Annotated in this window: 14 protein-coding genes and 2 tRNA genes; 5 read left to right on the forward strand and 11 right to left on the reverse strand. The window is 70.2% G+C overall.

Annotation, left to right across the window (positions count from 1 at the left end; all coding sequences use genetic code 11):
- Positions 1-10: 10 nt before the first annotated feature.
- The 5 genes from ACESMR_RS20285 to ACESMR_RS20305 form a co-directional block, all read right to left on the reverse strand.
- A complete protein-coding gene (locus ACESMR_RS20285) occupies positions 11-496 on the reverse strand; it encodes a hypothetical protein (protein ID WP_373048945.1) in 486 nt (161 codons plus the stop codon).
- On the reverse strand, positions 493-1065 hold the full coding sequence (gene greB, locus ACESMR_RS20290) for a transcription elongation factor GreB (protein WP_373048946.1): 573 nt from the start codon (positions 1063-1065) through the stop codon (positions 493-495). Before greB ends, ACESMR_RS20285 begins: the two co-directional genes overlap by 4 nt.
- Before the next feature lie 115 nt (positions 1066-1180).
- Positions 1181-1256, reverse strand: a tRNA-Glu gene (locus ACESMR_RS20295).
- Between the two features lie 11 nt (positions 1257-1267).
- Positions 1268-1342 (reverse strand) — tRNA-Lys (locus tag ACESMR_RS20300).
- A 40-nt stretch (positions 1343-1382) separates the two neighbouring features.
- The gene (locus ACESMR_RS20305; protein WP_373048947.1) at positions 1383-1964 is read right to left on the reverse strand and encodes an Ig domain-containing protein; all 582 of its coding nucleotides are present in this window, start codon (positions 1962-1964) and stop codon (positions 1383-1385) included.
- Positions 1965-2072: 108 nt separating this feature from the next.
- Here ACESMR_RS20305 and ACESMR_RS20310 point away from each other — a divergent pair, with 108 nt between their 5' ends.
- A complete protein-coding gene (locus tag ACESMR_RS20310) occupies positions 2073-2510 on the forward strand; it encodes a peroxiredoxin (protein WP_373048948.1) in 438 nt (145 codons plus the stop codon).
- A gap of 67 nt (positions 2511-2577) precedes the next feature.
- Here the strand turns inward: ACESMR_RS20310 and ACESMR_RS20315 are convergent, their stop codons facing one another.
- Together ACESMR_RS20315 and ACESMR_RS20320 are read right to left on the reverse strand one after the other, a co-directional pair.
- Entirely contained in the window at positions 2578-3294 is a 717-nt protein-coding gene (locus ACESMR_RS20315; protein WP_373048949.1) for a diphthine--ammonia ligase, read from the reverse strand.
- A gap of 97 nt (positions 3295-3391) precedes the next feature.
- Entirely contained in the window at positions 3392-3823 is a 432-nt protein-coding gene (locus ACESMR_RS20320; RefSeq protein WP_373048950.1) for a J domain-containing protein, read from the reverse strand.
- Between the two features lie 143 nt (positions 3824-3966).
- Between ACESMR_RS20320 and ACESMR_RS20325 the strand changes: the two genes are divergently transcribed.
- From ACESMR_RS20325 to ACESMR_RS20340, 4 genes are all read left to right on the forward strand, one after another.
- Positions 3967-4854, forward strand: coding sequence for an aminotransferase class IV (locus ACESMR_RS20325; RefSeq protein WP_373048951.1), 888 nt, complete (start codon positions 3967-3969; stop codon positions 4852-4854).
- 144 nt (positions 4855-4998) lie between these two features.
- On the forward strand, positions 4999-6633 hold the full coding sequence (locus ACESMR_RS20330) for a SpoIID/LytB domain-containing protein (RefSeq protein ID WP_373048952.1): 1635 nt from the start codon (positions 4999-5001) through the stop codon (positions 6631-6633).
- 74 nt (positions 6634-6707) lie between these two features.
- Positions 6708-7946 (forward strand): energy transducer TonB, encoded by a 1239-nt coding sequence (locus tag ACESMR_RS20335; protein ID WP_373048953.1) that lies wholly within the window; start codon positions 6708-6710, stop codon positions 7944-7946.
- A gap of 71 nt (positions 7947-8017) precedes the next feature.
- Complete coding sequence (locus ACESMR_RS20340) at positions 8018-8623, forward strand: hypothetical protein (protein ID WP_373048954.1); 606 nt, start codon at positions 8018-8020, stop codon at positions 8621-8623.
- Positions 8624-8625: 2 nt separating this feature from the next.
- Here ACESMR_RS20340 and ACESMR_RS20345 read toward each other — a convergent pair whose 3' ends face one another.
- The 4 genes from ACESMR_RS20345 to gcvH form a co-directional block, all read right to left on the reverse strand.
- A complete protein-coding gene (locus tag ACESMR_RS20345) occupies positions 8626-9660 on the reverse strand; it encodes an alpha/beta fold hydrolase (protein ID WP_373048955.1) in 1035 nt (344 codons plus the stop codon).
- Positions 9661-9798: 138 nt separating this feature from the next.
- A complete protein-coding gene (gcvPB, locus tag ACESMR_RS20350) occupies positions 9799-11319 on the reverse strand; it encodes an aminomethyl-transferring glycine dehydrogenase subunit GcvPB (RefSeq protein ID WP_373048956.1) in 1521 nt (506 codons plus the stop codon).
- A 12-nt stretch (positions 11320-11331) separates the two neighbouring features.
- On the reverse strand, positions 11332-12654 hold the full coding sequence (gene gcvPA, locus ACESMR_RS20355; protein WP_373048957.1) for an aminomethyl-transferring glycine dehydrogenase subunit GcvPA: 1323 nt from the start codon (positions 12652-12654) through the stop codon (positions 11332-11334).
- A 38-nt stretch (positions 12655-12692) separates the two neighbouring features.
- On the reverse strand, positions 12693-13085 hold the full coding sequence (gcvH, locus tag ACESMR_RS20360) for a glycine cleavage system protein GcvH (RefSeq protein ID WP_373048958.1): 393 nt from the start codon (positions 13083-13085) through the stop codon (positions 12693-12695).
- Between the last annotated feature and the right edge of the window lie 14 nt (positions 13086-13099).

Here is a 13099-nt window from a genome sequence, read left to right on the forward strand (position 1 = left end):
GCACGGGGGCCTAGAGCAGGGTGCGGGCGAGGAGCCGGTAACCCGCTTCGATCTGCCGGGCGAGGAGCTGTTCGAGGCCGGGGCCCGCGCTCTTCGCCAGGCCGCTCGGCAGCTGTGGGAGCGCGCAGAGGTCGACGCGGACCTCCCCCTCCACGAGGAGGCCGTCGTCCCGGAACGTGAGCTCGCCCGCTGCGGAGGCGGCCTCCGCGGAGAAGCCGCGGGAGCGGAGGATCCAGACGCAGCCGACCCGCTCCTCGTCCCACTGTTCGAGGAGCTCGACCACGAGGGCGTCGCGGGGGACGAAGGCCCGGGCCATGAGCGGGATCTCGACGTCGACCGCCCCCTCGAGCAGGCGGCTGCCGTCGGCGCGCTCGCGCTCCCGGAGGCCGCGCACCTTCGGGATCCGCGCCGCCCGGTGGACCAGCTCGTCGCGCCAGCGATGCCAGGCATGCAGCGGGTGGAGACCGGGCAGACGCTCGTGGACCCGAAGCTTCACTGGTAGCGGATCTCGACGATGGTGAGCTCCACCTCGCCCTTCGGGCGGACCACCAGCGCCACGTCGTCCTCCTTCTTGCCGAGGAGCGCCTTGGCCAGCGGGGAGTCGACCGAGATCTTGCGGTTCTTCACGTCGAATTCGTCGGGGCCGACGATGCGGTAGGTCTGCTGCTCGCCCTCCTCGTCCTCCACCGTGACCCAGGCGCCGAAGCGCACCGTGCCCTCCTGCTCGGGCGAGGGATGAACCACGGTGAGGGAGTCGAGGCGCTTGGAGAGGAAGCGGAGACGGCGGTCGATCTCGCGGAGGCGCTTCTTGCCGTAGATGTACTCGGCGTTCTCGGAGCGGTCGCCCTGCGCCGCGGCCCACATCACCTCGGTGGTGACCTTGGGCCGCTCCACCTTCCAGAGGTGGTCGAGCTCGTCCTGCAGGGCCTTGAAGCCTTCGGGGGTGATGTAGCGGCCGCCGCGGGGGCGGGCTTCTCCCTCGTCGTCGTCGTCGCTCTCGTCGAATGCGGGGAGCTCCGGGAGCTCCTCGCCCTCGCCGTCTTCCTTCACGAATGCCTTGGACATGTTGAAAGGCTCGCCGCGGGGAGGGCAGCGGTCAAGGCGGGGCGGGCTGGCGCCTGCCGAAAGGTGGCGGAAAAGGTGAAGGCCGGGTGCCCTTGCGAGCACCCGGCCTTCGAGATGGCGTCCCCACGGGGATTCGAACCCCGGTTACCGCCTTGAAAGGGCAGCGTCCTGGGCCTCTGGACGATGGGGACCTTTCTTCACTTGGTGAGCCGCGTGGGAGTCGAACCCACAACCATCGGCTTAAAAGGCCGTTGCTCTGCCATTGAGCTAGCGGCTCCAAGAATCGGCGCGCAATTTAGAGAGCTTGTCGGCCGGCGTCAACGACGCTTTGCAGCCTCGACCACAACTTTCACCGTCTGCTTCAGGCCGTCGGCGTTGAGCTCGTAGGTGGTCTCGCCCGGGTTGTGGGCCCAGATGCGCTTGTCGCCGTCGGTGGTGCAGATCTTCTCGTCGGCGCACTTCACCCGGACCATGCGGCCGGTGAGCTCCTTGCCACGGATGTCGAGGGTCTTGATCACCGGGGCGTAGGGCTTGCCGTCCTGCTCGAGGCGGATCTCGGTGGCCGGCTCCACCACCAGCTTCTCCACCGCGTTCACGTCGACCATCACCTCGCCGACGAGGTCGCCGCGGATCGCCTTGATGGTGGCGACGCCGGAGCCCACCGCGGTGACCACGCCCTTCGCGTCGACGGTGGCGACCTTCTCGTCGCTCGACTTCCACTCGAGGGGCTTGGAGGTCGGGTGCTCGTTGCCGCGGCGGTCCTTGGCCACTGCGCGCACGGTGCGGGTCATGCCCTTGGTCTCGAAGGAGAGCGAGGTGGGGCGCATCTCGTAGAAGTCGGGCTGGCTGCAGGCGGCGAGGAGGGCACCCAGGCCGAGGAGGATCGCAAGGCGACGCATGGCTTTCGTGCTCCTAGGGAAGCGTTCGAATGCGGTAGGGATCCCAAGGTCGTACCACCCCCGGCGCTGGGCAGGCAATCAGGCAGGCCGCCCGTGGAGGAGACATCGATGCTCGCAGTGAACGACGAGGCCCCGACCTTCCGCGCCGAGAGCACCAAGGGGACGATCGATCTCGCCGCCTACCTGGGGAAGAAGAGGGTGGTGCTGATCTTCTATCCGGTGGACGAGACGCCGACCTGCACGAAGCAGCTCTGCGCGGTGCGCGACGCGGCGGCGGATTACGAGAGCGCCGACACGGTGGTCTTCGGCGTGAACCCGGCGAGCCTCGAGGCGCACCAGCGCTTCGCCCAGCGGCAGGGCTACGACTTCCCGCTTCTGGTCGACGAGGGCGGGCGCATCCGCAAGGCCTACGGCGTCGGCAAGCTGCTCGGTCTCGGTCCGCAGCAGCGCATCGTCTACGGCATCGGCCTCGACGGTCGCATCGTCTACGCGCAGAAGGGCAACCCGCCGACGGCGGAGATCCTCGCGGCGCTCGGGCGGAGCTGACGCGCAAGCCAGCTACCCCGCGTGGGAGAGGGGGGGCGGCGTGCGGCCGGTGGCGTGGCCTGGAGCTTCAGCGGCGATTCGTCTTCGCCATCGGCACGGACGGCCCCATCGAGTCGGCTTCTGCGGCCTCGAGCTCGAGGAAGAAGCAGCCACTGTGCAGCTCCCGGCGCCCCTCCCGCAGGGAGATCGGGCTGCGGAAGAGCGGACCGCCGGTGACGACGGTGTGGAATTCGCCGCCTTCGCCTGCAACGTCGACGCCGCGGGCCCGCAGCTCAGCGAGCAGGTCCGTATCGAACCGCCTTCCGAGATGACCCGCCTCGAGGTGGCCCTGGCGTGCAACCACGAGCCGCGCTTCGAAGCCCGCCTCGATGAATTCTCCCACCAGCGCACGGCGCTCGTTGCCCCAGAGCGGCAGATGGGCCTCGATGTCGGCGCGCGCGCAGACCCGCTCCACCCAACCGCGGTGCGCTTCACCCTCGATGTCTCCGAAGACGCCGGCCTCGATTCCGCTGGCACGGAGGGCACGCAGTGCGTCGACGAATTCCTCCTCGTAGTCCGACCACGAGGCGGCGCGGAGGTGCAGCGGCAACCCGAGTGCGTCCGCCTGTGCCCGCAGCACGGCCGGCGACAGACCGTGCGAGCGGGAGCGGGCGCCGTCCTCGCGGCAGATCGTGAGCAGGGCACGGGGCAGGCCGCCCGCACGCACCATCCGCCACGTGGCGAGGCAGGCATCCTTGCCACCGCTCCAGGAGGTGAAGAAGCGCTTTCCTTCGATCGATTCCATCGACCGGGATCTACCGCGACCAGGCCCACGGCGACAGCAATCCAGGAGCCGGTCGCCCTCCGAGAGCGGTTGGATCGACCGCGGGCAGGCGCCGCCTTCAGACCTCTTCGTCGACGAGGGGGGCGGCGATGCGCTTCGGCTCGCCCTTTGGGGCGCGGCCGGTGGCGTGGAGCACGCGGATCTGGTCGTAGGCGCGGAGGATGCGGCGCATCTGCCGCTCGTCGCCGCCGCGGTCGGGGTGGTGGACGAGCGCCAGCTCGCGGTAGCGGGAGCGCACCTGATCCATGTTCGCGCCGGGGCGCACGCCGAGGACGAAGAAGGGATCCTGCTCGTCGAGCCTGCGGAGCCAGGCTTCGAGCCGCCGCTTCGCCTCGGCGAATTTCTCGTCGGGGCGGGTGCTCGCAGCGGAGGCCGGGGTGCGGACGCCCGCGGCCTTGCGGATCGTCTCCGAGTAGATCGATGCGTAGGTGCGGGTGCAGCGCGGGCAGGAGTAGTATCGCCCGCCGTCCGCTGCCGCGGTGCTGCTCATCCGGCAGCCGCAGTGGGTGCACTCCACGGCGTCCGCGGTGGTCGTCTGCTCTCTTGCTCGCCGTCGCCCGAACACCGGGCCAAGATGGACCTGTCCTACCTTTCCTCCAAGCCTTGCGGCGATATCGCTCTGTGGAAAAAGCCATGGGAACTCTCGTCAACCTGAACGGCACGCTCGTCCCACCGCAGGAGGCGACGATCTCGGTCTTCGACCGCGGCTTCCTCTACGGCGATTCGGTCTACGAGGTGGTTCGCACCTACGGCGGCAGGCCCTTCGCGATGGACCGCCACCTCCTCCGCATGCAGGGCTCCGCCGAGCGGATCGGGATGGAGCTGCCCTGGAGCGACGAGAAGATCCTCGCCGAGGTGGAGCGCACCCTCGCCGCAGCAGGCAACGAGGAGAGCTACGTCCGCATCGTCGCCACCCGCGGCGCCGGCGCCATCGGCCTCGACACCGCGCTCGCCTCGGACCCGCAGATGCTGGTGATCGTCCAGCCGATCCACCTGCCGCCGCCGGAGGCGTACGAGCAGGGCGTGAAGGTGCAGCTGGTGGGCGTGCGCAAGAACCTGCGGGAGGCGATCGATCCGAAGGCCAAGACGGGCAACTACCTGAACAACGTGCTCGCCCTCCGCGAGGCGAAGGCCCGCGGCGCCTACGAAGCGGTGATGCTCGACAGCGACGGCCGCATCACCGAGGGCTCCACCTCGAACCTCTTCGTGGTGCAGGGCGGTCGCTTGATCACGCCGCCGTCCGAGGTGGGGATCCTCGAGGGCGTCACCCGCAGCGTGATCTTCGAGGTGGCGCAGGCCGAAGGGATCCCGGTGGAGGAGCGCCACCTCCTCCCCGCCGATCTCCTCGGCGCCGACGAGGCGATGATCACCTCGAGCGTGCGCGAGATCGTCCCTGCAGTCCGCGTGGGCATCGAGGACGAGGAACACCTGCTCGGCGGCGGCAAGGTGGGTCCCGTCGTGCGCCGGATCACCGCCGCCTTCCGCGCCTGGGCCCGCCGCTCGGTGGGCCTCGGCGGCTGAACGCCAGCTCGGCGCCGTGGCGATCGAGGGCGCCCGTGATTACGCCGGCACCGGCTGGTAGCCGCACGACGGCCCACAGCCTCGCCGACCGCCCGCGTTGGGTCACGGGGATCGCTCTGTTAGAGTGCGCGCGGTTCTCGCTCCATGCGCTCCCTTCTCCTCGCCGCCACGCTCCTCCTCCTTCCCGCCGCCGCCAGCGCCGCAGAGGTGGAGCCGCGCGATCCGATGGAGACGCTCTGGGCCCATAGGCTCCAATTCGCTCCCGACGGCAGCCCGCTCGTCACCGTCCGCATCGACGAGGGCGAGGACGAGATCCGCCTCACCGCGAAGGGCGCCGGCGCAATCGAGGTCGGGAGCAAGCGCATCCCCGTCGCCCCCGGCACCACGCTCCGCTTCCGCGCGAGGCAGACCCGCGAAGCAGAGGTCGCCTGGAGCGCGCAGGTGGCGGAGCTTCCCTTCCACGACAAGGACGCTGCCCGCGCCGCGCTGGCGAAGTGGGCGGCGCGCGGCTACCCCGTACGCGCCGCCACCATCGGCGGGGTCTTCGGCCTCCACGGCCGCGTCCTCGACAACCGCCGCTACGTGATCCTGATCGGCCGCAAGGGCACCCGCGCCGAGGCGCAGGCCCTCGCCGACGCGGCTGCGGCGAAGTTCGACGACGCCCAGCCGACGCTCCACTCGGCCCTCGCGCGGCGGCCGAGCGGCTCCATCGAGATCCTCGACGCCGCCGGCAAGCGCATCATCACCGCGAAGAACGCCGCCGCCGTCGACGCGCAGGGCGGCATCGTCGTCCACGCCGTCGAGCACGACATCGGCTACGCGGCCCACGGCCGCGAGGACCGCACCTACCGCGGCCGCCTCCTCGTCACCGTCGACGCCGCCGGCGGCGTCGCCGTGGTCAACGCCCTTCCGCTCGAGGAGCTGATCCGCGGCATCGTGCCCAGCGAGATCTTCGCCACCGCGCCCCTCGAAGCGCTCAAAGCCCAAGCGGTCACCGCCCGGGGCGAGATCCTCGCGAAGATCGGCGCCCGCCACACCGGCGACCCCTTCCTCCTCTGCGCCGAGCAGCACTGCCAGGTCTACAAGGGGCTCTCCGGCGAGCACCCGCGCACCGACCAGGCGATCGCCGCCTCCCGGGGCGAGGCGCTCTTCGCGCAGGACGGCACCCTGGTCGACTCGGTCTACTCCTCGACCTGCGGCGGCCACACCGAGAACAACGAGGCGGTCTGGGGCACGCCCCCCAACCCCAGCCTCCGCGGCGTCCCCGACTGGCTCGGCCACCCGGCGCCGCTGGTCCCCTTCGAGGCGAAGGTGGAGGACGTCCACACCTTCCTCGCCTCGGACGTCCCCAGCATGTGCCGCGAGTCGAGCTTCTCCCGGGCGGACAAATACCGCTGGGAGCGCCGCTTCACCGCAGCCGAGATGGACGCGGTGGGCTCGAGGCTCGGCGTGGGCGCCATCCGCCACCTCGAGGTCACCGGCCGCGGCGTCTCGGGGCGGGCCTTGGGCCTCGCCTTCACCGGCACCGGCGGCGCCACGGTGGTCAGCGGCGAGCTCAAGATCCGGCGCCTCCTCGGCAACCTCAACTCCGCCCTCTTCGTGGTGGAGCGCGAGGGGCCTGCCGAGCGACCGACCGGGTGGCGCTTCCGGGGCGCGGGCTGGGGCCACGGGGTGGGCATGTGCCAGACCGGCGCCATCGGCCGCGCCGAGCGGGGCCACGACCACCGGGCGATCCTGCGCCACTACTACAACGGCGCCGAGCCCACGAAGCTCTACTGAAAAGAGACCGCTCGCTCCGCTTTCGAGGGAGTGAATTCCCCCCTGCCGCGCGTTAGCTTGGTCTGCCGGTGGACTTGAACCTTCGCGAGCGCAGGCGGAAAGAAGCCGCCACCTGGAATCGCAGGCGGGCCTGGGTCGCGATCGTCCTCGCGCTCCTCGCCCACCTGATCGGTGTGCCCGCGCTCGCCCTCCTCTTCACCCTCCGCCCCGCCTCCAGCGCGCCGCCCCCGGAGCCGAAGGTCTCCTTCGTGGAGATCCCCGCGTCCGAATGGGATGCGACCATGGGCGCCGCCCGCAGCGAGGGGCCGAAGGCCATCGGTCCGAAGCCCTCGCGGGAGAAGCAGCCGGAGGAGAAGAAGCCCGAGGAAGAGGAGAAGCCGGAGAAGCCGCCGGGGCAGGTGGTGGAGACGGCGCCGGGCAACGGCCGCGAGGATCCGAACGCGAAGCTCGCCGCGGAGAGCTCGAACCAGACGGACAAGGAGACCATCGCCCGCAACCGCGCGCCGGGGGCGAAGGTCACCATGCCGAAGCAGACCACCACGCAGAAGCCCACCGACGAGCCCGCCGACAGTCCGCCGAAGGGGAAGACCGGCGACGGCCTCGCGCGCGGCGATGCTGGCAAGGGGGAGGACGCGAGCAAGGGCAAGGCCGGCAACAAGCTCGAGATCCCCTCGGTGGAGAAGCGTGACGAGCTCGCCCTGAAGAACAACCCGAAGGGCGCCGGCGGCTTCGAGAACCGAGAGGAGTCCGAGGCGCTGCAGGGCAACTCGGATCGCTTCCGGATCCAGCAGGGCGAAGGGGAGGGCGAGGACGCCGCCACCGGCGCCGGCGGCCCCGCCGGCAGCGGCCTGCCCCTCGCCAGGCTCTTTCCCAGCCAGGCCTCCCTCGACCGGATCACCGGCGGCCCGGCACCCGACCACGTCGAGGGGATGGAGGAGGGCGAGGCCACCTTCCTCAACACCCGCGAGTGGAAATACGCCTCGTTCTTCAACCGGGTGAAGCGCCACGTCTCCGAGACCTGGGATCCGATCCAGGCGCTCCGGCGCCGCGATCCCACCGGCGAGATCTACGCCTGGAAGGATCGCCACACGCTGCTCACCGTGGTCCTCGCGCCGGACGGCAAGGTGAGCGACGTCTACGTCGAGCAGTCGAGCGGCGTGGACTTCCTCGACCGCGAGGCGATCGCCGCCTTCGAGCGGGCGCAGCCCTTTCCCAACCCGCCGCGGGGCCTGGTGGACGAGCGGGGGCAGATCCGCTTCCAGTTCGGCTTCTACCTGCAGACCGGACGGGCAGGCTTCCGCATCTTCCGCTGATCGAGGTCCCGGCCTCCGTGCAGCGCCCGCTCCCTCCTGCCCAGATTGATCGGGAACAGGAGGTTCACACGATGCGCCGCACGCTCGTACTCGTCGTCGGGGCCCTCGTGCTCGTCGCCTGCTCGCGGGAGCACGGCGCAGCGCCGAAGGGCACGTTCGCTCCCGGCGGTCCCATCGACAACCGGGGCAACGCCGCCACCAGCCGGGCGCTCGGCGAGGAGCGTCCCCTGGGGAGCGCGGAGGCGCCCGCCGCCTACGTGGACGTCGAGGAGGCCCAGCCCTGGCAGCTCTACGAGCGCTACGACGCCGGCGGCGCGCAGCTCGACCCCAGCGCCTCGGCACTCGAGGAGGTGAGCGGCCGCGTGGTCGGCGTGAGCGAAGACCAGCTGCGGATCCAGCCGGAGCAGGGCCAGCCGATCAGCCTGCGTCTCGAGAGTCCGTCGCAGGTGACGCTGGGTGGCAGCCTGATGGCGCCCGACCAGCTCGAGCAGGGCGCGGAGGTCCGCGCCTCCTTCGTGGTCGAGGAGGGCCAGCCGGTGGCGAACGACGTGGCGGTGCTCAGCACCCCGGGCGAAGGCTTCGGCCTGCGCGATCCGCAGCTCGCGCCGGGGGGCGAGGCGGCGCGACCCGACGGCCAGACCGGCAGCGCCGAGCCGCCGGCGCCGCCGGCGCGCTAAAATCAGCGCAGGAAGCCGACGAGGGCAGCGGCGTAGGCGTCGAAGGCCTCGACCTGCGGCAGGTGGCCGATCCCCGCCAGCTCCACCAGCGTGGCGTTGGGGATCGCCGCCGCCGCCTTGCGGCCGAGCTGCGGGTAGTTGCCGAGCCGGGCGTGGACCGCTGCGTCGCTGCCGGTGCGCACCGCCGTGCGGTCGCGCTGGCCGATGACGAGCAGGGTCTCCGCCTTCACTTCCGGAAACTCGTGCACCACCGGCTGGGTGAAGACCATGTCGTAGGTGAGGGCCGCGTTCCACGCCACCTGCTGCCAGTCCGGCCCCTGCATCCAGCCGATCGGCATCTCGACGAGGGCGTCGTAGGCGGGCTTCCACTGACCGTCGAAGTAGTTCTGCTCCATGTACCGCTTCACGCCCTCGGGCGTGGCGCGGAGCTCCTGCGCGTACCACTCGTCGACGGTGCGGTAGGGGACGTGCTGCTTCCAATCCTCGAGGCCGATCGGGTTCACGAGCGCGAGCTTCTCGACGCGCTCGGGGAACATCAGCGCCATCCGCGTGGCGAGCATGCCGCCCATCGAGTGGCCGACCACGGAGAAGTCGCCGACGCCGAGCGAGTCGAGCAGATCGCGGGTGCTGGCGGCGAGCTGCTGGAAGGAGAACTGGAAGCGCTCGGGCTTCGAGGATTTGCCGAAGCCGATCTGGTCGGGGACGACCACCCGGTAGCCCGCGTCGCGGAGCAGCTCGATGGTGTCGGCCCAGTAGGCGCCGGAGAAGTTCTTGCCGTGGAGGAGCACCACCGTCCTGCCGTTCGGCTGGGCGGGGCGCACGTCCATGTAGGCCATCTCGAGCTTCTGCTGCTGCGCCTCGACGACGAAGGTGGAGACGGGGAACGGGTAGTCGTAGCCGGTGAGGCGCGCGTCGAGGCCGCCCTGCTTCACCGCACGGGTGGAAGGGCCCGCCTTCTTCTCCTCGCCGCCATGGGCGCAGCCAGCGAGCAGCACCGCAGCGGAGAGCGTCATCGCCGGCAGGTGGTTCCACTTCATCGCGTCTTCCTCTCGTCTCCGAACGACCGAAGGCTGCACGGATGCGCGGTCCTCCGATCGGTTGCTGTCGCCCGGGCAGGAACGAAAACGGCGGCGCCCGGGAAGGACACCGCCGTAGACGTGCTCGTTCCGGGAAGCTTACTCCTCGGCGCCGAAGCCCGGGGTCCAGCGCAGCACGGGCTTCCGGGCGGCACGGGTCTCGTCGAGACGCTCGACGATCGGCTTCTTCGGCATCTCCTTCAGCGCCTCCGGCTCCTCGCGGGCCTGCGCCGCGATCGCCATCATCGCCTGGGCGAAGTTCTCCAGCGTCTCCTTGGTCTCGGTCTCCGTCGGCTCGACCATGATCGCGCCGGGGACGATGAGCGGGAAGTAGACGGTGGGCGGGTGGTAGCCGTGGTCGACCAGGGCCTTGGCCACGTCCATCGTGGTGCAGCCGGTCTCCTTGAGGTTCTTGTCGTTGTAGACGACCTCGTGGAGCGAGCGGTTGCCGTAGGGGACGTTCCACTCCTTCTCGATCAGCGCGCGGATGTACTGCGCGTTGAGCACCGCGAGATCGGAGCAGGCCTTGAGCCCCTCGGGGCCGAGCTCACGCATGTACGTGTAGGCCCGGACCATCATCCCGAAGTTGCCCCAGAAGGTGCGGAGCTTGCCGACCGACTGCGGGCGGTCGAACTCGAGGTGGTAGTGGTTGCCGTCCTTCACCACGATCGGGCGGGGGAGGAAGGGCTCCAGCGTCTTCGCCACCGAGACGGGGCCCGAGCCGGGACCGCCACCGCCGTGCGGCGTGGAGAAGGTCTTGTGCAGGTTGTACTGCATCACGTCGATGCCCATGTCGCCGGGGCGGGCGCGACCGAGCAGCGCGTTCATGTTGGCGCCGTCGCCGTAGACCAGGCCGCCGCGGGCGTGGACGATCTCGGCGATCTCCTTCACGTGGGTCTCGAAGATGCCCAGCGTGTTGGGGTTGGTCATCATGATCGCGGCGACGTCCTCGTCCATCGCCGCGGCGACCGTCTCGGGCTCGAGCACACCGTCCTTGTTCGACTTGAGCTCGACGGCGACGTAGCCGTTGAGCGCCGCCGACGCGGGGTTGGTGCCGTGGGCGGAGTCGGGGATGAGGACCTTCTTGCGCGGCTTGCCGTGGTTGGCCATGTGCCACGCGCGGATCATCATCAGGCCGGAGAGCTCACCCTGCGCGCCTGCTGCAGGCTCGAGGGTGGTGACGTGCAGGCCGGCGATCTCGGAGAGCATCCGCTCGAGGCGGTACATCAGCTCCAGCGCGCCCTGGCTCTGCTCTTCCGGCAGGTAGGGGTGCGCGCCGGCGAAGCCGGGGAGGCGCGCCGCCCACTCGTTCACCTTCGGGTTGAACTTCATGGTGCACGAGCCCAGCGGGAAGAAGCCGGTGTCCACCGAGTAGTTCAGCTGCGAGAGGCGCACGAAGTGGCGAACCGCCTGCACCTCGGTCACCGAGGGCATGTTCTCGATCTCGCCGCGGAGGAGCTCCGCGGGGATCTCGCTGGCGGGATCCGCCTCGGGCACGCCGGCGTCCGGGAGCGAGACGCCCATGCGGCCCTGCTCGGAGCGCTCGAAGATCAGCGGCTCGCGGTACTGGATGCCGTGAGCGCCGGGGGAGGACTTGGGAAAGAAGCGTTCGGTGGCCACGTCGGTGTACCTCTAGGAGAGCGCCGCCACGAGGGCGTCGATGCGGGCCTTGTCGTGCAGCTCGGTGACGCAGAGCAGCAGTCCATCGCCGAGCTCGGTGTAGTAGCGGTCGAGCTTCAGGCCGCCGGCGAGGCCGGCCTCGCCGATCCGCTGCACCGCATCCTTCGGCGCGTGGACGGCGAACTCGTTGAAGACGGGGCCGCTGAAGACGGGCTCGAGCCCCTTCGCGGCGAGCTGCTCGCGGGCGTACTTCGCGCGGCGCCAGTTGAGGAGCGCCATCGCGCGCAGGCCGTGCTTGCCGAGCATCGAGAGGTGGATCGTCGCCGCCGCGGCGTTGAGGCCGTGGTTGGTGCAGATGTTCGACGTCGCCTTCTCGCGGCGGATGTGCTGCTCGCGGGTGGAGAGGGTGAGCACGAAGCCGCGCTCGCCCTTCCTGTCCACGGTGGCGCCGGCGACGCGGCCGGGGAACTGGCGGAGGAACTTCTCGCGGGTGGCGAAGAAGCCCAGGCCCGGCCCGCCGAAGTTCACGCCGTTGCCGAAGGACTGCATCTCGCCCACGGCGATGTCGGCGCCGAGCTGGCCCGGGGCCTGGAGCAGCCCGAAGGCCAGCGCCTCGGTGGTCGCGGAGATGCAGAGCGCGCCGTGCTGCTGCGCGATCTTCGAGGCGCCGGGCAGATCGTCGACCACGCCGAAGAAATTGGGGTATCCGATGATCACGCCGGCGGTGTTGGCGTCCACCGCAGCCTCGAGGGCGGCGAGGTCGGTCTTGCCGGTGAGCGGGTCGAAGGCCACCTCGACGAGCTCGAAGCCCTCGCCCAGGTAGGTCCGCACCGTCTCGCGGTACTCGGGGTGGAGCGCCTTGGAGACGACCACTTTGCTGCGCTTGCCGTTGCCGACCCTGATCGACATCAGCGCCGCTTCTGCGGTGGCCGACGCGCCGTCGTACATCGAGGCGTTGGCGATCTCGAGACCGGTCAGCAGCGTGACGAAGGTCTGGAACTCGAAGGTGATCTGCAGGGTGCCCTGCGCGATCTCCGGCTGGTAGGGCGTGTAGGCCGTGTAGAGCTCGCCGCGGAGCAGGAGCTGATCCACCGAGGGCGGCACGTGGTGCGGGTAGGCACCGGCGCCGAGGAAGGGGACGGCCTTCGGCTGCTTCGCAGCGAGCTCCTCGAGGTGCTCCATGAGAGCCCGCTCGTCGAGGGCGGGCTCCACGGCCAGGGGCCGGTCCATCTGCAAGCTCTGGGGGATCGAGGTGAAGAGCTCGTCGAGGCTCTGGACCCCGATCTTCGCGAGCATCTCCCGGATGTCGGACTCGGTGTGGGGATGGTAGCGCATGGACCGGCTTTCTCTATGTGGCGGAGAAGGGGAAGGGCCTAGTGGCCCTGTTCCTCGACGAACTGGGTGTAGGCGGTCTGATCCAGCAGCGACGCGAGCTCCGTCTCGTTGCTCGCCTCGACGCGAATCATCCAACCGGCGGTGTAGGGGTCGTTATTCACGGTCTCGGGGGAGTCGACGACCGCGTCGTTCCGCTCCACGACCTTGCCGCTCAGGGGGGCGAAGAGCTCGCTCACGGCCTTGGTCGACTCGACCACGCCGAAGGGCTGGCCCGCCTTGATCTCGGTGCCGACCTCGGGAAGTTCCACGTAGACCACGTCGCCCAGGCTCTCCTGCGCGAAGGCGGTGATGCCGACCGTGACCTGGTTGCCCTCGATGCGGGCCCACTCGTGGTCCTTGGTGTACTTCAGATCCTTGGGGTAGTCGGCCATCGCAGGCCTCCTTG

This window comes from Vulgatibacter sp. (assembly GCF_041687135.1).
GTDB lineage: Bacteria > Myxococcota > Myxococcia > Myxococcales > Vulgatibacteraceae > JAWLCN01.